At 64.9% G+C, this 19,181-nt stretch carries 17 protein-coding genes; 2 read left to right on the forward strand and 15 right to left on the reverse strand.

The window, feature by feature from the left end:
* Positions 1-9 precede the first annotated feature (9 nt).
* The 4 genes from ECTPHS_RS11025 to ECTPHS_RS11040 form a co-directional block, all read right to left on the reverse strand.
* Positions 10-984 carry a chlorophyllide a reductase iron protein subunit X gene (locus ECTPHS_RS11025; protein WP_008932829.1) on the reverse strand — a complete coding sequence of 325 codons (975 nt, stop codon included), beginning with the start codon at positions 982-984 and terminating at the stop codon, positions 10-12.
* Positions 985-1,034: 50 nt separating this feature from the next.
* The gene (bchC, locus tag ECTPHS_RS11030; RefSeq protein WP_008932830.1) at positions 1,035-1,994 is read right to left on the reverse strand and encodes a chlorophyll synthesis pathway protein BchC; all 960 of its coding nucleotides are present in this window, start codon (positions 1,992-1,994) and stop codon (positions 1,035-1,037) included.
* Positions 1,995-2,092: 98 nt separating this feature from the next.
* Positions 2,093-3,250 carry a methyltransferase gene (locus ECTPHS_RS11035; protein WP_008932831.1) on the reverse strand — a complete coding sequence of 386 codons (1,158 nt, stop codon included), beginning with the start codon at positions 3,248-3,250 and terminating at the stop codon, positions 2,093-2,095.
* A gap of 7 nt (positions 3,251-3,257) precedes the next feature.
* Positions 3,258-4,127 (reverse strand): polyprenyl synthetase family protein, encoded by an 870-nt coding sequence (locus ECTPHS_RS11040; RefSeq protein ID WP_008932832.1) that lies wholly within the window; start codon positions 4,125-4,127, stop codon positions 3,258-3,260.
* A gap of 110 nt (positions 4,128-4,237) precedes the next feature.
* On the opposite strand from ECTPHS_RS11040, the gene crtD reads away from it, so the two are divergent.
* Both crtD and ECTPHS_RS11050 read left to right on the forward strand, forming a co-directional pair.
* A complete protein-coding gene (gene crtD / locus ECTPHS_RS11045; protein WP_008932833.1) occupies positions 4,238-5,740 on the forward strand; it encodes a 1-hydroxycarotenoid 3,4-desaturase CrtD in 1,503 nt (500 codons plus the stop codon).
* Positions 5,737-6,651 carry a carotenoid 1,2-hydratase gene (locus tag ECTPHS_RS11050; protein WP_008932834.1) on the forward strand — a complete coding sequence of 305 codons (915 nt, stop codon included), beginning with the start codon at positions 5,737-5,739 and terminating at the stop codon, positions 6,649-6,651. The genes crtD and ECTPHS_RS11050 overlap by 4 nt, the downstream gene beginning before the upstream one ends.
* Before the next feature lie 47 nt (positions 6,652-6,698).
* Here the strand turns inward: ECTPHS_RS11050 and ECTPHS_RS11055 are convergent, their stop codons facing one another.
* The 11 genes from ECTPHS_RS11055 to ECTPHS_RS11105 all read right to left on the reverse strand — a co-directional run bounded on the left by ECTPHS_RS11055 (position 6,699) and on the right by ECTPHS_RS11105 (position 19,113).
* Positions 6,699-7,829, reverse strand: a complete 1,131-nt coding sequence (locus ECTPHS_RS11055) for a phytoene/squalene synthase family protein (protein WP_008932835.1) — start codon at positions 7,827-7,829, stop codon at positions 6,699-6,701.
* A complete protein-coding gene (locus ECTPHS_RS11060) occupies positions 7,826-9,364 on the reverse strand; it encodes a phytoene desaturase (protein ID WP_008932836.1) in 1,539 nt (512 codons plus the stop codon). Before ECTPHS_RS11060 ends, ECTPHS_RS11055 begins: the two co-directional genes overlap by 4 nt.
* Positions 9,365-9,495: 131 nt before the next feature.
* Complete coding sequence (bchO, locus tag ECTPHS_RS11065; RefSeq protein ID WP_008932837.1) at positions 9,496-10,374, reverse strand: alpha/beta fold hydrolase BchO; 879 nt, start codon at positions 10,372-10,374, stop codon at positions 9,496-9,498.
* A 9-nt stretch (positions 10,375-10,383) separates the two neighbouring features.
* On the reverse strand, positions 10,384-12,171 hold the full coding sequence (locus ECTPHS_RS11070) for a magnesium chelatase subunit D (RefSeq protein ID WP_008932838.1): 1,788 nt from the start codon (positions 12,169-12,171) through the stop codon (positions 10,384-10,386).
* Positions 12,168-13,193 (reverse strand): magnesium chelatase ATPase subunit I, encoded by a 1,026-nt coding sequence (bchI, locus tag ECTPHS_RS11075; protein ID WP_040405838.1) that lies wholly within the window; start codon positions 13,191-13,193, stop codon positions 12,168-12,170. Before bchI ends, ECTPHS_RS11070 begins: the two co-directional genes overlap by 4 nt.
* A 328-nt stretch (positions 13,194-13,521) precedes the next feature.
* The gene (locus ECTPHS_RS11080; protein WP_008932840.1) at positions 13,522-13,992 is read right to left on the reverse strand and encodes a Dps family protein; all 471 of its coding nucleotides are present in this window, start codon (positions 13,990-13,992) and stop codon (positions 13,522-13,524) included.
* Between the two features lie 103 nt (positions 13,993-14,095).
* Complete coding sequence (gene folC, locus ECTPHS_RS11085) at positions 14,096-15,418, reverse strand: bifunctional tetrahydrofolate synthase/dihydrofolate synthase (protein WP_008932841.1); 1,323 nt, start codon at positions 15,416-15,418, stop codon at positions 14,096-14,098.
* On the reverse strand, positions 15,415-16,410 hold the full coding sequence (gene accD / locus ECTPHS_RS11090; RefSeq protein ID WP_008932842.1) for an acetyl-CoA carboxylase, carboxyltransferase subunit beta: 996 nt from the start codon (positions 16,408-16,410) through the stop codon (positions 15,415-15,417). The genes folC and accD overlap by 4 nt, the downstream gene beginning before the upstream one ends.
* Positions 16,411-16,452: 42 nt before the next feature.
* Positions 16,453-17,277, reverse strand: a complete 825-nt coding sequence (gene trpA, locus ECTPHS_RS11095; protein WP_008932843.1) for a tryptophan synthase subunit alpha — start codon at positions 17,275-17,277, stop codon at positions 16,453-16,455.
* On the reverse strand, positions 17,274-18,494 hold the full coding sequence (gene trpB, locus ECTPHS_RS11100; protein WP_008932844.1) for a tryptophan synthase subunit beta: 1,221 nt from the start codon (positions 18,492-18,494) through the stop codon (positions 17,274-17,276). Before trpB ends, trpA begins: the two co-directional genes overlap by 4 nt.
* Complete coding sequence (locus ECTPHS_RS11105; RefSeq protein ID WP_008932845.1) at positions 18,481-19,113, reverse strand: phosphoribosylanthranilate isomerase; 633 nt, start codon at positions 19,111-19,113, stop codon at positions 18,481-18,483. The genes trpB and ECTPHS_RS11105 overlap by 14 nt, the downstream gene beginning before the upstream one ends.
* Positions 19,114-19,181: the final 68 nt, after the last annotated feature.

Genomic DNA, 19,181 nt, shown 5'->3' on the forward strand with positions numbered 1-19,181 from the left:
CGATGTCGGTCAGACATCGTCATAGATCACCTCAAGGGACGGCTTCTTGACCATGGCGTGGCCATGGACATCTTCCCAGGTCGCCGGCTCAAGCACTACGTCCCGGCCAACCTCATCGCTGGAGAACAAGCCCAGCAGTTCGTCCTGGGTTAGCGGCCTGGGACGCTGCGGCGGCGCTTCGGCCACTTGGGTCGCCAGCGCCTCGAACAGCGGCCCCCACTCGCCATCCGGATGGGCGACGATCTGGTAATTGGCACTTTTTCTGCGGATGTCTTCGTTGGCGGGTATTGAGGCCAGAATGGGAATGCCGGCTGCCTGGGCAAAGGCCTGGGCTTCGCCGGTACCGTCATCCTTATTAATGACGATACCCGCCACACCCACGTTACCACCCAGACGACGGAAATATTCCACCGCGGAGCAAACGTTATTCACCACATAGAGGGACTGCAGGTCATTGGAACCCACGACGATGACCTTCTGGCACATATCGCGCGCAATGGGCAGACCGAAGCCGCCGCACACCACGTCACCCAGGAAGTCCAGCAGCACATAGTCGAATCCCCAGTCATGGAAACCCAGTTTTTCCAGGATTTCGAAACCGTGGATGATGCCGCGACCACCGCAGCCACGACCCACTTCCGGCCCCCCTAACTCCATGGCGAACACCCCGCCCCGCTTGAAGCAGACATCACCGATCTCCACCTCTTCGCCTGCCAGCTTCTTGCGGGCGGCGGTTTCGATGATGGTGGGGCAGGCCTTGCCGCCGAACAGCAAGGACGTGGTATCGCTCTTGGGGTCACAACCGATGAGCAAGACGCGCTTGCCCTGCTGGGCCATCATGTAGGACAGGTTCGACAGGGTAAAGCTCTTGCCAATACCACCCTTGCCATAGATTGCGATGATCTGGGTTTCTTTGGCTGTACCACTTTGCACGCGCTCATCCCCTTCAGGAAGGATCGTCTCCGCAGTGGCTCGGGAACTCATCTGTTCCTTGAGCGCATCAACAGAGACGGTAGTCGTATGACCACCGCCGCTCACCGGCTGGATCTCCAGTCCAGCACCATCTTCAGGCACTGGGGATCACCAAATGCCGTCCGATAAGCCTCATCGGCCTCGGCTGCGGGGCGGCGGTGTGTGATGAGGCCGCCCAGAGACAGTCGGCCTGAATCGATGAGCGCCTTCACCGCCGCCAGATCGGGCGCGCGCCATTCGGCAGCACAGCGGATCCGGGCTTCGCGCATGAACGCGGGCGGGAAGGCAAACGAAAGCGGTTGGCTGTAAAAACCGGCAAGCACCACCTCGCCACCCCGAGCCAGGCGGCCAATCAGGGTATCCAGCAGGGCGCTGTCGCCACTGACATCGACAATGGTGTGATAGTCACGTCGCTCATCCCGATCGGGATGGATGACGGCATAACCCTCTGCGCCGGCGGCACGAGATTCATTCAGTTCCCAAACCACGGGGGAGGCACCCGCCGCCACGGCGACACGGGCCAGCAGTCGACCAAGTACACCATGACCGACGATGAGATCAGGTAACTGGGAAGGCGTCAGGGCATCCACGGCCTGACCCTGGAAGATGGCATGATAGGCGGTGGCGGCCAACGCCAGCAGCACCCCTTCTTCACCCAGACTATCGGGAAGGGGAACCACCTTGCCACCGGACACCACCACGCGGGACGCTGCGCCACCGAACAGACCCTTCACCTCACCGTAGCAGGAAGCGCCGGGAACAAAGACCCACTCACCTTCACGACGGCCGGACTCGGGACCTGCCTGGGTGATCCGGCCCACGGACTCGTAACCGGGCACCAGGGGATAACCCATACCGGGAAAACTAGGCATCTTGCCGGTCCAGAGCAATCTTTCCGTGCCGGTGCTGATCCCGCTCCAGTCGATTGCCACAACCACGTCCCCGGGGCCGGGGGCGGTCAGCTCCAGCTCGCAAATTTCAAGGGATTCGGGTTGTTGGATGACGACGGCTGTCGCTTTCATAAGGTCTTGGCCTGGGGCCTGATTTGGCCCTGCGAGATATGCGTGTAAGTCTAGCGTGACCCCGGATGTTGTCAACCCAAACTAACACTCGCCCCAGGTCAGGGTTGAGCCAACATGACACGTGTCAATAAAGGTGTTCTGGTGGGAATCAGGCGAATACGGGTAAAGCCTGATTTTAAAAGCATTTCTTCCAACTCGGAGGGGGTTCTGGGACGCCCTCGCCCCATTGCGAAAAGATACATGCCGAAATAGGCGTCGCCTATGGGCTCCGCGCCCGAGGTACCGGACATGGGCTCGGCCAGCAGCAATGCGCCATGATCCGGCAATGCCTCCCGGATGGAACGGAACAGCCCGAGGATGTGATCGTCATTGTGGTCGTGGACCACGCGCACCAGGGATATCAGGTCCGCCCCCCTGGGGAGCGGATCCGAAAAGAAATCACCACCGATGGCCGTGGCACGGTGCGCCAGACCCAATTGGGCAAAACGGGTCTGGGCCTTCTCAGCCACTGCCGGCAAGTCGAACAGCGTCAGTTCCAGATCCGGCACCCTGGCGGCCACAGCGGAGAGAAAGGTGGCGTTCCCACCGCCAAGATCCATCAACCGGGTATAACCCCTGGGTGTGAATGCGTCGAGAATCTCCTCAGCCACCAGTTGCTGAGAGACGGACATCAGTCGCGTGTACTCCTCAACCCGCCCGCCATCCAGGCCACTGGGCGGCTCCTGCCCGGCATAGGCCCAGAAACGACCGAGCCGGGTTTGACCATTCTTGCCGGCCCGCAGCAGGGCTACCGGATCCTGAAGATCGGCATAGAGCATGGCGTGATGCTCGACCATGGCCGCTACACCAGGGTTAGCAATCATGGCTGCCCCCTGCCGCCCCAGGCCCCAGCGACCTCGCCCGTAATACTCCAACAGATCCAGCGACGCAGCCGCCTTGACCAAGAGCAGGCAGGACTCCTCAGGCAGGTCGACCCTGGCGGCCAGTTCCTCGATGGTCAGCGGCCCCGACTCATGCAACAGTTCTGGAATACGCAGATGGACGCAGGCGTACATGATCTGCGAATAGACAAACCCCGCCACGATGTCGAACATCCGGCGGGCGCGGTGACGAGCAACGGGGCGAGTCAGAGGGAATGCGGCCGCCCATCGCTGAAACCGGGGGCTGGACAGCACCCGGTTACGCAGAACCAGAAAATGACCCCGCCAGAGGGCCTCCCGGGAAAAGGACTTCAGCCTCCCTGGCCAGCGCGCCATGACCGGATCAGGCAGCCTGCTGGGCCAGTTCCTTGGGCAGGAACTTGGCGGCCTTCTTCATCAACAGCACGCGCAGTTCCGCCTCCCCTGGGCAGGCGGGGATGGAGGCCATGGCCTCGTCAAGTAACTGCTTGAGGTACTTGGTAGCGCCCTTGATACCGTGGGTGGCCACCGCATTGGGACGACCCAGGGCCTCATCCTGGCCCACCGGCTTGCCCAGTTCCTCCGGATTGGATGCCACGTCGCGCAGATCATCCGCCACCTGGAAGGCCTCGCCCAGCTTTTCACCCAGGGCTCGCCAGCCGGCAGACTCATGGCCCGCGGCCACGGCACCGGCCATGGTAGCGGCGGCGAACAGGGCGCCGGTCTTGGCCCGCTGGTACTGGGCCAGATCCACGTTCGGTTCACATTCCCAGGCCTGGCCAGGGATGATGCCGGAGGGCACACTGACGCCCTGCCCCACGGTCAGCAGCAAGGGGGACAGACGTTCGGGGCGTTGGGTAGCGCTGTGTACCAGCGTCTCCATGGCCATGATGATCAGCGCATCCCCCGCCAGCACCGCCAGACGCTCGCCATAGGCCGCATGGACCGAGGGCTTGCCGCGACGCATGTCGGCATTATCAAAACAAGGCAGATCATCGTGCACCAACGAGGCACAGTGCATGAGTTCTATGGACGCGGCCGCCGCATCGGCAAGTTCCGGTGCATCATCACCGCATGCCTGGGCCACGGCGATGCACAACTGGGGACGGATCCTGGCGCCACCAGGAAAGACCGAATACCTCAACGCCTCGGCGAGCAGCGGCGGACAGGCCGGGGTCTCCCCGCGGGCCAACGCCTGGTTCAAAGCCTGCTCAATCCGCGTCATGGCATCCATGGTTTGCCTCCGCCCCGTAGTGTAAGGTTAGGTTGTCACTTATGCTTGGTGCTCAGCATAGACACAACCCCCGGCCGAGTCAAAGGCCTTTGCAGGAGGCAGCAACTCAGGTGCGCAATCCCAAGGCAATCATTGTCGGCGCCGGCATTGCCGGACTGGCCGCGGCACTGGAACTGAACCGGCAGGGCATCGAGGTCCTTGTCCTGGAAAAAGCCGCCACCCCCGGGGGCAAGATCCGCGAAGTCGTGGTGGACGGCGCCCCCATCGACTCCGGACCCACCGTCTTCACCATGCGCTGGGTGTTCGACCAGTTGTTCGAGGCCGCGGGCACCCGACTGGATGAACACATCCGCCTCAAGCCGCTGGAGATCCTGGCACGTCACGCCTGGAACGAGCATGAGCGACTTGACCTGTTTGCCGACCCGGAACGCTCCGCCGCGGCCATCGGCACCTTCTCGGGACCCGATGAAGCCCAACGATTCAAGGAATTCTGCCAGCGGGCCAAGCGAACCTATCGCACCCTTGAAGATATCTTCATACGGGATTCCCGCCCCACGCCCGCGGGCCTGGTGAGCCGCTCAGGCCTCAGGGGCATCGGCGACCTGATTCGGATATCCCCCTATGACACCCTCTGGCGTGCCCTGGGCAAGCATTTTCACGATCCCAGGCTACGCCAGCTATTCGGTCGTTACTCCACCTATTGCGGCTCTTCTCCCTATCAGGCACCCGCCACCCTGATGCTCATCGCCCACGTGGAGCAGGAGGGGGTCTGGAGCGTGGAAGGCGGCATGTCCCGCCTGCCCGAAGCACTTTATAAACTGGCTGCCGCCCAGGGTGTGCAATTCCTTTTCGATACTCGGGTCAGTCGCATCAACATTCGGGCGGGACAGGCCTGCGGGGTCACCCTGGGCGAGAACGAATCCCTGGATTCGGATCTGGTGATCTTCAACGGAGATGTGAGTGCCCTGGCGCGAGGTCGCCTGGGCCTCGACGTGGCGGGCGCCACGCAGGGACCCGAGCCCGGACAGCGCTCCCTGTCCGCCCTGACCTGGAGCCTGAAGGCCACCCCCCAGGGTTTTCCCCTGATCCGGCACAACGTCTTCTTCTCCAGGGATTATCAGGCAGAGTTCCGGGACATCTTTGAACATCATCGCCTGCCCGGAGAACCCACGGTCTACATCTGTGCCCAGGATCGCACGGATGATGATTGTCACGGACAATCCGGCGCGGAGCGGTTACTCTGCCTGGTCAACGCTCCGCCAATCGGCGATCAACATCACTACAAACCCACGGAGATTGCCCAATGCGAGGAGAGCACCTTCAGGCTCTTGGCGCGCTGTGGCCTGCAGATCGACCTGAACGAATCGCCACACCTGATCACCACGCCGACGGACTTCGAGCACCTGTTCCCGGCGACGGGAGGCGCTCTCTACGGCCGGGCGACCCATGGATGGCGAGCGTCGTTCGACCGACCCGGGAGTCGCAGCCGGATACCGGGGCTGTACCTGGCGGGGGGCAGCGTGCATCCGGGAGCGGGTGTGCCCATGGCAACCCTGTCGGGACGACTGGCGGCACGGACCGTGATACAGGACCTGACTTCTCGGAGACGGTGACACCGGGCGGCTATCTGTGGTGGTACCTGGATGCCTGGAGTGACGACGGTCGTCACGGCATCACCCTGATCGCCTTCGTCGGCAGCGTCTTTTCGCCCTACTACGCCCTTGCCCGACGCCGCGGCACGGCAGATCCCGATCATCATGTCTCGATCAACGTCGCCCTCTACGGCAATGCACCCCGGCGCTGGGCCATGACCGAGCGCGGCCGCGGCGATCTGCAAAGGGATCGGGACAACCTGGTGATCGGACCCAGTGCCCTGGAATGGGGCCCGGACGGCTTGACGGTGCATCTAAACGAGATCACCGCCCCTCTCCCCTCCCGCATCCGCGGCACCATCAGGCTTCGTCCCGAGGCGCTGGCGGCCAGAAGCTATACCCTGGACCAGCAGGAGCGCCATCACTGGCGCCCCATCGCTCCCTGCGCACGCGTGGAAGTGGATCTGCAACAACCGGGGCTGCGCTGGCTGGGCCACGGCTACATGGACAGCAACATCGGGACCGAACCCCTGGAGCAAGGCTTTCGGTACTGGGACTGGTCGCGGGCCGTCATGCCCAACGGGGACACCGTGGTGCTCTACGAGGCGACCCAGAGGGATGACCAGGAGCGAATGCTGACCCTGCGTTTCGACCCCCGCGGCGGAGTCCGGGATGTCGAACCCCCACGGCGCCAGGGGCTGCCGACCTCCGCATGGTGGCGGATCGACCGGGCCACCCGGGCGGATGACGGCCGGGCCGCGGTCCGACAGACCCTGACGGATACCCCTTTCTACGTGCGCTCATTGCTGGATACCCGCATTGAAGGGGAACCGGGGCTGGCATTTCATGAGAGCCTGTCCCTGGAGCGTTTCGAGACCACCGTGGTGCAGCTTATGCTGCCGTTCCGGATGCCTCGCAGGGCCAGAGGCTAAAAAGAATCGGGCCGGGTACGAAACCCGGCCCGACGGCGGCACAAGACTCAGCCGGCCACCGGCGTCCCGCCACCCGGCCCCGTGCGGGAGACACGGGCAGTACGCGGCGAACGGCGATCCTGCTCCTCAAGCCGCTGAAACAGGTTGTGCAGCCACATGATACGGTCTTCGACCCGCCCCATGCCCACGCCCTGGGGACGGATTTCCCGGGTGAGCACTTCCTGCTCCCGCACCGCATCCACCAGAAAACGATTGGCCTCCAGCGGATCTTCCGAGAGGATCTCCTTGATCACGCGAAGATCATCGCTACCCCAGCGTCGGGACATGGAGTACAGCGCCAGCACCTTGCGAACGGGGGATGTCACCGCGCGCCGGGAGATGGAATCGTAGCCGTTACGCTCCACTTCCCGACCGATTTCGGAATAGAGGGCAGCGGCGGCCTGCATGCCCTTGCGACAGGATGGTGGCAGGGCATGAATTCCCACGGCGCCCCGCTCGTAAAGCACATCCGCGGCCTTGAGTAGTCGCTGCACGATCTCTCCCATCTCCGGGGTGAAGCGCGGATTGGCAAGAAATTCGTCCGGGTCGATCCCCTTCTCCCGCAACCAGTCCAGCGGCAGATAAATACGGCCGTTACGGGCATCCTCGCCCACGTCGCGGGCAATGTTGGTGAGCTGCATGGCCACCCCCAGATCACAGGCCCGGGCCAGGGCGTCGGGCGAGCGCACCCCCATCACCAGAGTCATCATGGCGCCGACGGTGCCGGCCACCCGGGAGCCGTAGGCCTCCAGGGAGGCAAGATCGGGATAGCGGTGTCCCTGGGTATCCCACTCAAACCCTTCCAGCAGGGCCTGGGGCAACGCCTTGGGAATGGAATAGCGCCTCACCACCTCGGTGAAGGCACGATCCGCCGGAATGTCCATGGGCTTGCCGTCGTAGATGGCATCCAGACGTGCCTGCATGCGCTCCAGGCCGTCGCCCCGCTCGTCCAGGTCGATGGCGTCATCCGCAAGGCGACAGAAGGCATACATGGCGGTGGCCGGCCGACGGATATGCTGGGGCAGGAACATGGAAGCGGCATAGAACGACCGGGAGCCGTCACACAGCAATGACCGGCAGGCCGCCGCGTCGGCGGCGCGCCGGGACATGCGCTTTTCGGAGGATCTGAGCTTGATCATGAGGCACCTTTGATAGTCGCTGCATCCGGAACCACCCGGTCCAGCACCTTGGCCGAGGAGATCACACCCGGCAGTCCGGCCCCGGGATGGGTGCCGGCACCAACCAGGTAGAGCCGGTCCACATCCTCACTCTGATTGTGAGGACGGAACCAGGCACTCTGGGTCAGGATGGGCTCCAGTCCGAAGGCGGCCCCCCTGAAGGAAGACAGGGTGTTCTGGAAATAAGGCGGAGTGATCATGTGAGAAGCCACCACCTGGTTTTCCAGATCCGGCAGCACGTGTTCCGAGAGGTATTGTTCGATCTTGCGGCGATAGGGTTCGGCCTGCTGCTGCCAATCCACACCGCTTTCCATGTGGGGAACGGGCGACAGCACATAGAAGGTGTCGCAACCCTCCGGGGCAAGGGAAGGATCGGTCTTGGTGGGACGATGGAGATACAGGCTGAAATCTTCCGCCAGGACCTTGCGGTCGAAGATGTCATCCAACAACTCCCGATAGCGCGGTCCCAGAATGATGGAATGGTGCGGGACATCCTCATAGCGCTTTTTGGTACCGAAGTACCAGACCATCAGACTCATGGAATAACGGGAACGCTCGATACGCCGATTGGTCCACTTGCGACGGGCGCTTTCCGGCACCAGATAACGGTAGGTGGCGGCGGAATCGGCGTTGGACACCACCACATCGGCGGCGATGGTCTCGCCGGAGGCCAGCCGTACACCCGTGGCGCGACCGTTCTCCACCAGGATCTGCCGCACTTCCTGATTGCAGCGCACCACATTGCCCTGCCCTTCGATCAGACCCACCAGACCCTTGACGATATGGCCGGTTCCACCCATGGCGGAATGGACGCCGAAACGCCGTTCCAGATAGGAAATCAAGGTGTAGGCCGATGTGGTCCTGAAGGGGTTGCCGCCCACCAGCAGGGGATGGAAGCTCAGTACCTGCTGCAGACGGGGATTCTTGATGTGCTTGGCCACCAATCCACAGACACTGCGGTCGGCCCGCAACCTGAGCAGCTCCGGCACCACCTTGGCCATGTCGGTCCAGGAATTGAAGGGCACATGGGCCAGTTTTTCGAAGCCAACCCGGTAGTTGGCCTCGCTGTCGCGCATGTAGGCATCGTAGCCGTTCAGATCGTCAGGGGAGAAACGGGCCACCTCGGCGCGCACGGCCTCCACGTCGGCCCAGTAATTGAAGACTTCGCCGTCGTGGAAGCGGATCTGATAGAACGGATCCATGGGGCGCAGATCCACGTCGTCTTCCATGCGCCGCCCACAAAGCTGCCAGAGTTCTTCAAGCACGAAGGGGGCCGTCACGATGGTGGGGCCAGCGTCGAAGGTGAAGCCGTCCTTGCGGAAGACATAGGCGCGCCCGCCCGGCGCATCCAGCTTTTCCAATACGGTCACTCGGTAGCCTCGGGCGCCCAGGCGGATGGCGGCGGCCAGGCCGCCGAAACCGCTGCCGATGACCACGGCATGAGGGGCATCCGGGTTGGCGTGAGAGGAGGCTGTTGCGGAATGAGGTTCTACCACCGTGGACACAGAGCAACCCTATCAACTGTAAGTATTGCTTGACAGTCTAGCAGGGAGATACGGGGCATACCATACGAGAGAAGCGCATTTGAACCGGGTAAATGCACATTACATGAGGCACGTCATTCCCTTCATGAACATGCCGAAAACGGCTCCAGCAACAAAGCCTCGAACAGGTCCGGACGTTCCTCATGAGCCAGATGCCCCAGCCCTGGCAGGGTTACCAGGCGTGCCTGGGGTAGTAGCGCCTGCACCCGTCGCGACTCCGAGGGCGGCACGGTACGGTCATTACCGCCGACCACCTGAACCAACGGCACCGACAGACGGGACAGGTCCCGGGCCAGGGGATGCAGGTCCCAGTTCACCATCATGTTGAGGGTCCCACCCACATGCCCGGGACTGCGCACCAGACGCCCGTACAGCTCCAGGCCTCGGGCATCCACCCGCGAACCGGTTCCCCGCAGCAATCCTTCCAGGGCACGACGGTCCGTGGCCCGCCAGGCCACGTAATGGGGGATGAAGGGAATCATGGAGAGGACACGCGCCGAGGCGCTGAAGAACAGGCTCACCGTACCCGGCAAGGGGAGCATGACCCCGTTGATGCTCACCAGGGCCCGGGGCGCAATGTGTCCGTCAAGACACATGCGGGCCAGCACCGCGGCCCCGGCGGAATGCCCGGCCACCAGGACCGGAGAAAGGTGCATCTGCTTGAGCAGCGCCGCCAGGGACACCGCCATGCCCGGCAGGGCAAACCCGGCAAAGCGCGCCGGTGGAGAGGAGAACCCATGCCCCGGCAGATCCGGCGCGATCACCGTGAAGTGACGGGCCAGCAGGGGCATGAGATCACGCCAGCTATGGGAGGCGGCACCGGTGCCGTGAACCAGCAGGATCGGTGGCCCTTCCCCCATACACTGCACATGCCAGCGCAGACCACCGGCCTCGACAAACCGGCTGGCGTCACGGTGCGGCCAATCATGACCATCCCGCGTCCAGTCCAGCCGGCCTGTCATGACGGCCCCTTAACTGCTGGCCGCCTGCACCGCCGAGGACAGCGTGGCCGCATCGGCGTAGGGCAAGGGCAGATAGCGGGCGTTCATGGCCTGGGACAGTTCCTGGGCGGAACGCTGGGGTCGGGGAGAAGTGTCCACCAGAATGGTGGTGAAGTTCTCCTGCGCCAGCACCCGCGCCGCGGCCACGGCATCCTCCATGGCCTTGGGTCGACCGGGCTTGCCTTCCCGGTCGATATTGGCCCGACCATCGGTCAGGAACACCGCCACCGGCGTCTCGCCTCGACGCTTCACCGCCTCGGCCAGTTCACGCACGGCATCGATGGCGGCGGCCAGGGGCGTACCGCCGCCGCCCGGCAAACCGGCCAGGCTGCGCTTGGCCCGCACCAGGGAACGGGTGGGCGGGAGCAGCAACTCGGCCCCCTGCCCCCGGAAAGCAATCAACCCGACCCGGTCACGACGCACATAGCAGTCCGCCAGCAATAACTCCACCGCCCCCTTGGCTTCGGCCAGACGATGCAGGGCCGCGGAACCGGAGGCATCCACCGCAAAGATGGTGGTGGTCTCGGTGCGCTGCTTGAAGCGGGTAATGCGAAAATCATCCCGCCGCACATGCACTCGCGGTCCCTTGACGGCGCCACTGGCCAGGGCCTGTGCCCGCCGCAGGGGCTGCCAGGGCGCCGCCGCCCGCAACGTCTCGATGACGTTGAGCCGGGCGCCGGCACGGATCTCCCCCCGGCGGGTGCCGATGGGGCGCCCGCGGGACTTGCCCTGCTGCAATGCCCCCGCCTTGCCGGCGGAACCGGAGCGGCTGCGCAGGGCACCCAGCTGCAACTGGGCCAGTAGCCCAGCCGGCAGGGCGGCCTTGGCGGCCTCCAGCACCCGGTCTTCCAGGGGCTTATCCAGATCCTGCTGGGTCTGCTGATCCTCGCCTTCCGGCGGCGGCTCGTCCGGTGGCTGCTGCTCCGGTGGCGGTGCCTCCTCCTGCTGGTCCTCCGGCGGCTCCATGGGCGGCAACCGGGTGGCACGGGGGGCCAACACCAGTCGCCCGGCCAGGGTCGCGTCATCGTCGGAGACCTGGGTACGACCATCCAGGGCGGCGGCCGCGCGGGCCACCCTCAGGGCCAGGAACGGGATGCGCAGGGACGCAATGCCCAGTGCCATGGCGGCCCCGCACAGGGCCTCCAGCACGGAATCCCCCGCTTCCACCTGGGGCAACAGGTTGCGAGCGGCAACGATGTCGTCCACGGTCCAGAAGGGCTCTTCCACATCCCGGATACCCACGGGCACGATGTCCACCTGGAAGGCCAGCCGGTCGGTGAGCACCACCGGCACCACCTCGTCATCGGTGACACCTTCGTCCAGGGCCACCACCCCGAACCGGGTGGGCACCCTTAGACCCAGACCGTCCCGTTCCAGCAGGACCTCATGGGAATCCATCACCGCGGCAATGCGACCGGCGGTGGCCACGGTCAGGCGCTCGGCCATGGCCGCCACCGCGACGCCGCCATCACACTCCGCCAGCAATCCCCGCTCGGCAATGGGCTTGCCGGCCTTGAGGGTCGCGGCCAGATCCAGGCCACCGAGCAGGCGGCCGTCGGCAATGTGCAATGGCAGACGACGCATGGGAGAGGTCGACGGCAGCAGCTGACGCAACTGTTCCAGCCAGCGTTCACGGACCGGGCCGGCGTGGGCACGCAGCACCAGACCACCGCAACCGGCCGGATCGACGGCAAACAGGCCGGCCGCAATGCCGGCCGCCGCCCACGGTGTCAGTTCGGGTGCGCGCGGATCGGTCATGCGTCGAACATTTCCACGATGGCCCGCTCCACACGCACCGTGGAGCCCGCGTCGTCCAGCGGGTTGCGGCGCAGACGATGGCGCAGGGCCGGCGGGGCGATGCGGCGCAGGTGTTCGTCGGTCACTTCCTTGTCGCCCTGGAAGGCGGCCAGGGCGCGGGCGGCGCGGATCAGGGTCAGTTCACCGCGCAGGCCATCGGTGCCCAGCTTCAGACACAACTGCGCTGCCCGCTCCAGGGCCACGTCGGGGACCACCACTTCGGGCAGCAGGGCACGGCCGTCGACGAGCTGCTTGCGCAACTTGGCATCCTGACGCTTCCACTTCTGGGTGAAGCCTTCCGGATCCTTTTCGAAGGCATCGCGGCGACGCACCACCTCGATGCGGGTGGGCAGATCGGTGGGGGTGGTGATCTCGACGGACAGGCCGAAGCGATCCAGCAGCTGGGGACGCAGTTCCCCCTCTTCCGGGTTACCGCTACCGATGAGCACGAACTTGGCGGGGTGGCGGATACTCAGGCCTTCACGCTCCACCACGTTCTCGCCGGACGCGGCCACGTCCAGCAACAGATCCACCAGGTGGTCTTCCAGCAGGTTGACCTCGTCGATGTACAAAAAGCCGCGATGGGCGCGAGCCAGCAGGCCCGGTTCGAAGGCTTTTTCGCCCTGGGTGAGGGCCCGCTCCAGATCCAGGGCACCCACCACCCGATCTTCGGTCACGCCCAGGGGCATGTCCACCACGGGCACCGGCACCTTGCGGGTCTTGGGCTTATCCTTGGCATCAGGGCCTTCACAGACGCCGCACAGACCGGCACGCTTGTCCAGTGCGCAACCGTAGGGGCAGTTGACGACCGCCTCCATGGGAGGCAGCAACGCAGCCAGTGCACGTACCGTGGTGGATTTACCCGTGCCCCGATCTCCGAATACCAGCACACCGCCGATACTGGAGTCGATGGCAGAGATGAGGAGGGCGAGTTTCATCTCGTCCTGCGCGACAATCGCCGAAAACGGAAACGTCAAAGCCATAGTCTGTCTGTTCTGCCTTAAGGTAGCGGCCGGGCGGCCACGGCACGCGGCGCCCATGCCGGGATGAGGCTCCGCCCTGGCCCGGTCATGCACCGGGTCAACGCCGAGCGTTGAGAGATACCCCATGTTGACCCCGGCGCAGCCGGAACCCCAGGGGACCCGTTCCCAGATCAAGGGCGTAATGTTCCCCTAATTGACACAAAAAGACAAAGGGCGATTGTCATGCAAATGACGTGGCAGGGGTGATGCGGGATTTTGCGGGGACATTTCATGCCGACCGCACAAACATCGTGTCCCCCGGCTTGCCGGGGGGACACGGACATGGGACTTACTTGTTCAGTGCACGCAGCATCCAGGCGGTCTTTTCGTGGATGCGCATGCGATCGGAGGCCAGGGCGGAGGTGGATTCATCACCGGCTTCCTGGGACAGCTTGAGGACGTCGCGGCAGGTCTTCACCACCTGCTCGTGGCCCACGGTCAGCAGGTCCACCATTTCCTTGGCGGGCGGCACGCCCTCCACTTCCTGGATGCTGCTCAGGCGGGCGAATTCCTGGTAAGTCCCCGGGGCGGGCACATCCAGGGCACGGATGCGCTCGGCGATGTCGTCCACGGCGGTGGCCAGTTCGGTGTAATGCTCCTCGAACATCAGGTGCAGGTCACGGAACTGGGGACCCACCACGTTCCAGTGGAAATTGTGGGTCTGCAGATAGAGGGTGTAGGAGTCGGCCAGCAGGCGCTTGAGGCCTTCGGCGATCTCGACTCTGTCCTGCTCCTTGATACCGATATCGATCTGGGTCACAGCATGTACTCCTAAGTGAGTGTTGGTGTTATCTGATCAGCCTGAAATGAAGAAGACCCTGACGGCCCGCGAAAATTCCGGCCAATATGAACATATGCCCTAATCATAACCCAGGACGGCCCGCCGGTGGAGGCCCGGAAAACTCTCCCTGCAGCACTTCGGCCACCGTGAAGAAGGAACCGAAGACGATAATCCGGTCTTCGGGGCCGGCCGCCGCCAGCGCCGCCCGGCAGGCCTGCTCCACCGATGCATGGGACTGCACCGGTTGCCGCGTGAGCACCGCCACGCGTTCCGCCAGCACACCGGCTTCCAGGGCACGCTCGGTGCGGGGCGCGGCCACATGCCAGTCATGAATCACCTCCAGCAGGGGATGCAGGATGCCTTCCACATCTTTATCAGCCATCACCCCCATCACCGCCAGGGTACGTCCCCGGCAGGGCACGCCCAAGAGGTTCAGGGCCAGGCTTTCCGCCCCCTGGGGATTGTGGGCCACATCCACCCACAATGCCGGGGCTTCCCGCAACAGCTGAAAACGGCCGGGTAGACGTGCCGTGGCCAACCCCCGGCCAACCGCATCCTGCGTCACGGGCAGGCGTTCCCGCAGAGACACTACCGCCGTGATCGCCGATGAGGCATTGCGGTACTGCACACTCCCGGACAGTGCCGGCGCGGGCAATCCCTCCAGCACCAGACCCACACCCCGGTATTGCCAGGTATCCGTGCGCGATCCGGTCAGCGGGGCAAAATCCCGCCCGGCCAGCAGCAGGCGGGCACCGATCCCGTCGGCATGGGCCAGCAGACGGGCCGGCGGGTCGGCATCACCGCAGACGGCCACGCGACCGCCCCGGAAGATACCGGCCTTTTCAAAACCGATGGACTCCCGATCGTCCCCCAGAAAGGCCTGATGATCGATACCCACCGCAGTGACCACGGCCACGTCCGCATCCAGGATATTGACCGCATCCAGACGCCCGCCCAGCCCCACCTCCAGCACCATCACATCCACCCGCTCGCGGCGGAACAGCCACAGGGCGGCCAGGGTGCCGAATTCGAAATAGCTGAGACTGATCTCGCCCCTGGCCCGGTCAATGGCGGCGAAGGCCTCGCAGATGGGCGCGTCCGCCACCGGGCGGCCATCAATACGGATACGTTCGTTGTAATGGATCAGGTGGGGCGAGGTATAGCAGCCCACCCGGTATCCCGCCGCCAGGTAGATGGCCTCCAGCATGGCCACCGTGGAGCCCTTGCCGTTGGTGCCACCCACGATGACGACAGGCATAGGGGCGGGCCTGAGCTGCAATCGATCGGCCACTTCGGCCACCCGCTCCAGACCCAGGTCAATGGCCCGGGTGTGGGCCTGTTCCTGCCAGGCCAGCCAGGCCGCCAGCGTGTGGTGGCGCGGCCCGGCAAAGGCTGGGGTGGTCATCCTTGGTGACCCTGCCCCTGAGGCGCGGACTGGGCACCCGCTTCACCGCCGCCTTCCGTCCGGTCGCCGTCATTCTCGGCGCCGCGGCCTTCCGCCTTCTCCTTGTCATCATCTTCTACCGGCACCGGCACATCCGGTGCGGGCTGATGGGTCAGCATGGCCAGCAGCTTGCCCAGGCGGGGCCGCATCTGCCGACGGTCGATGATGAGGTCCACCGCCCCGTGTTCCACCAGGAACTCGGCCCGCTGGAAACCTTCCGGCAGAGTCTCGCGCACAGTCTGCTTGATCACACGGGGACCGGCAAATCCGATCAAGGCACCGGGCTCGGCGGCATTCACATCACCCAGCATCGCCAGACTGGCGGACACGCCGCCCATGGTGGGATCGGTCATGACGGAAATGAAGGGCAGCCCCTCTTCCTTCAGGCGCGCCAGAGCGGCGCTGGTCTTGGCCATCTGCATGAGGGAGAACAGGGCCTCCTGCATACGGGCGCCGCCGCTGGCGGAGAAGCAGACCATGGGGCAGCGGGCCTCAATGGCGGCATTCACGCCGCGCACGAAACGCTCGCCCACCACGGACCCCATGGAACCGCCCATGAAATTGAAGTTGAAGGCCGCCGCCACCACCGGCATGCCGAACAGTTGGCCCTGCATGACCACCAGGGCATCCTTCTCGCCCGTGGTCTTCTGGGCCGCCACCAGACGATCCTTGTAGCGCTTGCTGTCACGGAATTTCAGCATGTCCACCGGTTCGATCTGGGCACCGATCTCCTGGCGCTCGCCTTCGTCCAGAAAGGCTTCCAGACGCCGGCGGGCGTTGATGCGCATGTGGAAACCGCACTTGGGGCAGACTTCCAGATTGCGCTCCACCTCGGGGCGGTACAGAGTGGCGGAACAGCCATCGCAACGCAGCCACAGACCTTCGGGCACCGCCCGCTTGTTGGTGGCGTCGGTGCGGATCCGGGAAGGAACGAGTTTTTCAAACCAGCTCATGGGCGATCGTCAACGTTTGGATGAATGAATCGGGGTCCCGGCTCAGGCTGGGGTCGCGGTGGTGGCCTGATCCATGGCACGACGCATTCCGGCCAGCACCTGGGCCACTTCACGACGCCCGGCGGCGGGGTCGTCGGCATGGGCGGCGATACGCTTGACCAGGGCACTGCCCACCACCACGGCATCGGCGATCCGGGACACCTTGGCGGCGGCCTCGGCGTCACTGATGCCGAAACCCACCCCCACCGGCAGGTCGGTCTGGCGACGGATCGGGGCCAGCTTTTGGGCCACGGCGTCCACATCCAGGGTGGCGGCCCCGGTGACGCCCTTGAGAGAGACGTAATAGACAAACCCGGCGGCCACTTCGCTCACGCTGCGGATGCGGGCCTCATGGCTGGTGGGCGCCAGCAGGAAGATGGGGTCAACACCGTGGCGCTTCAAGGCGCCGGCCAGCTCCGCGCTCTCCTCCGGCGGCAGGTCCACGGTCAGCACGCCGTCCACGCCGGCCCGGGCGGCCTCATCGGCCAGGGTCTCATAGCCCATGATCTCCACCGGATTGAGATACCCCATCAGGACCACCGGGGTCTCGATGTTGTCGCGCCGGAACTCGCGCACCATCTCCAGCACCTTGCGCAGGCTGACACGGTGCTTGAGGGCCCGCTCGCAGGCCTGCTGGATCACCGGACCGTCGGCCATGGGATCGGAAAAGGGCACTCCCAGTTCGATGATGTCGGCACCGGCCGCCACCATCTCGTGCATCAGGGGCACGGTGTTGCCCGGCTCCGGGTCACCGGCGGTGATGTAGGGGATCAGGGCCTTGCGGCCACGGGCCTTGAGGGCTTCAAAATGGGCGGCGATGCGGCTCACAGTTCGATCCCCTCCAGACGGGCTACGGTGTTGATGTCCTTGTCGCCCCGGCCGGACAGATTGATGATGATGCCCTGCTCCGGGTCCAGGGTCGGTGCCAGCTTGAGGCCGTAGGCGACGGCATGGCTGGATTCCAGGGCGGGGATGATGCCCTCGGTGCGGGTCAGGCGGTGGAAGGCATCCATGGCCTCCCGATCGGTGATGGGCACGTAACGCACCCGACCCACGTCCTTGAGCCAGGCGTGCTCCGGGCCCACGCCCGGGTAATCCAGGCCGGCGGAGACGGAATGGGTCTCGATGATCTGACCGTCCTCGTCCTCCATCAGATAGGTGCGGTTGCCATGCAGCACACCGGGTCTGCCGGCACACAGGGGCGCGGAATGGCGCCCGGTATCGATACCGTCACCGGCGGCCTCCACGCCGTACATGACCACGCCCTCGTCGGCGAGGAAGGGATGGAACAGGCCGATGGCGTTGGAACCGCCGCCCACGCAGGCCACCAGGGCATCGGGCAGCCGGCCTTCAGCGGCCTGGTACTGTTCGCGGGCCTCGCGGCCGATGATGGCCTGGAAATCACGCACCATGGCGGGATAGGGGTGGGGGCCGGCCACGGTGCCGATGATGTAGAACGTGTTGTCCACGTGGGTGACCCAGTCCCGCATGGCCTCGTTGAGGGCGTCCTTGAGGGTGCGGGAACCGGAAGTGACCGGCACCACCCGGGCGCCCAGCAGGCGCATGCGGTAGACATTGGGGGCCTGGCGCTGGATGTCCTCGGCGCCCATGTAGACCACGCATTCCAGCCCCAGCCGGGCCGCCACGGTGGCGGTGGCCACGCCGTGCTGACCGGCGCCGGTTTCGGCGATGATGCGGGTCTTGCCCATGCGCTTGGCCAGCAGGGCCTGGCCGATGGTGTTGTTCACCTTGTGGGCGCCGGTGTGATTGAGATCTTCCCGCTTGAGATAGACCTTGGCCCCACCCAGCTCCCGGGTCAGTCGCTCGGCCAGGTAGAGGGGGCTGGGGCGCCCCACGTAATGGGCCAGGTCCTGGTCAAGCTCTGCCAGGAACTGCGGGTCCTGGAGATAACGCTGATAGGCCGCCTGCAGTTCCAGCAGGGGTTCCATCAGGGTCTCGGAAACGAAACGGCCGCCATAGGGCCCGAAATGCCCGCGGGCATCCGGGAAGGCACGCCAGTCCGGCGTCTGTTCAGGCTTGATCACGGTCGACACGTAATACCTCGCTGATGAATCGGGTCATGCGTTCCGGGTCCTTCAGGCCGGGGGCCGACTCCACGCCGCTGCTCACATCCACCGCCCAGGGGCGGGTTTGTTGCACGGCGGCGGCCACGTTGTCCGGATGGAGTCCGCCGGCCAGGATCAGGGGGCGTGTTGCCCGGTCAGGCCAGCTGGACCAGTCGAAGGTCTTGCCGGTCCCGCCCACCTGACCGGCGCCATGGCTGTCCAGCAAAAAGCCCAGGGCGCCGGGATGACGGTCCATGTATTCGCCCACGGCCACGGGCTCGGCCATGGGAATGGCCTTGATGTAATCCAGACCGAAGGACTCGCAGTAATCCGGGGGTTCATTCCCATGGAACTGCAACAGGTCCAGGCTGACCCGGGCCAGCACCTCACGCACCCACTGGGCATCCGCATTCACGAACAGGCCGACCCGGGTGACGAACGGGGCTTCCACGGCGGCAATGGCGCGGGCCTGATCCGGGGTGACGGCGCGCGGGCTGCGCGCGTAGAACACCAGCCCGAGGGCGTCCGCGCCCGCCTGCACGGCGGCCCGGGCGTCCTCAGGTCGGGTGATGCCGCAGATCTTGATACGGGTGCGCATGGAGGCCAGCCTGGTGAACCGAGTCGCCAAGCGTACCAGAAAAGGGAACGGGCATCAGCAGGTTGCCT

The organism is Ectothiorhodospira sp. PHS-1, assembly GCF_000225005.1.
Classification (GTDB): Bacteria; Pseudomonadota; Gammaproteobacteria; order Ectothiorhodospirales; family Ectothiorhodospiraceae; genus Ectothiorhodospira.

Excerpts from the sequence above, each read along its gene's own strand:
- ECTPHS_RS11025 (WP_008932829.1), bottom strand. The coding sequence starts at position 984 with ATGAGTTCCCGAGCCACTGCGGAGACGATCCTTCCTGAAGGGGATGAG.
- bchC (WP_008932830.1), bottom strand. The coding sequence starts at position 1,994 with ATGAAAGCGACAGCCGTCGTCATCCAACAACCCGAATCCCTTGAAATT.
- ECTPHS_RS11035 (WP_008932831.1), bottom strand. The coding sequence starts at position 3,250 with ATGGCGCGCTGGCCAGGGAGGCTGAAGTCCTTTTCCCGGGAGGCCCTC.
- ECTPHS_RS11040 (WP_008932832.1), bottom strand. The coding sequence starts at position 4,127 with ATGGATGCCATGACGCGGATTGAGCAGGCTTTGAACCAGGCGTTGGCC.
- ECTPHS_RS11055 (WP_008932835.1), bottom strand. The coding sequence starts at position 7,829 with ATGATCAAGCTCAGATCCTCCGAAAAGCGCATGTCCCGGCGCGCCGCC.
- bchO (WP_008932837.1), bottom strand. The coding sequence starts at position 10,374 with ATGACAGGCCGGCTGGACTGGACGCGGGATGGTCATGATTGGCCGCAC.
- ECTPHS_RS11070 (WP_008932838.1), bottom strand. The coding sequence starts at position 12,171 with ATGACCGATCCGCGCGCACCCGAACTGACACCGTGGGCGGCGGCCGGC.
- bchI (WP_040405838.1), bottom strand. The coding sequence starts at position 13,193 with ATGGCTTTGACGTTTCCGTTTTCGGCGATTGTCGCGCAGGACGAGATG.
- folC (WP_008932841.1), bottom strand. The coding sequence starts at position 15,418 with ATGACCACCCCAGCCTTTGCCGGGCCGCGCCACCACACGCTGGCGGCC.
- accD (WP_008932842.1), bottom strand. The coding sequence starts at position 16,410 with ATGAGCTGGTTTGAAAAACTCGTTCCTTCCCGGATCCGCACCGACGCC.
- ECTPHS_RS11105 (WP_008932845.1), bottom strand. The coding sequence starts at position 19,113 with ATGCGCACCCGTATCAAGATCTGCGGCATCACCCGACCTGAGGACGCC.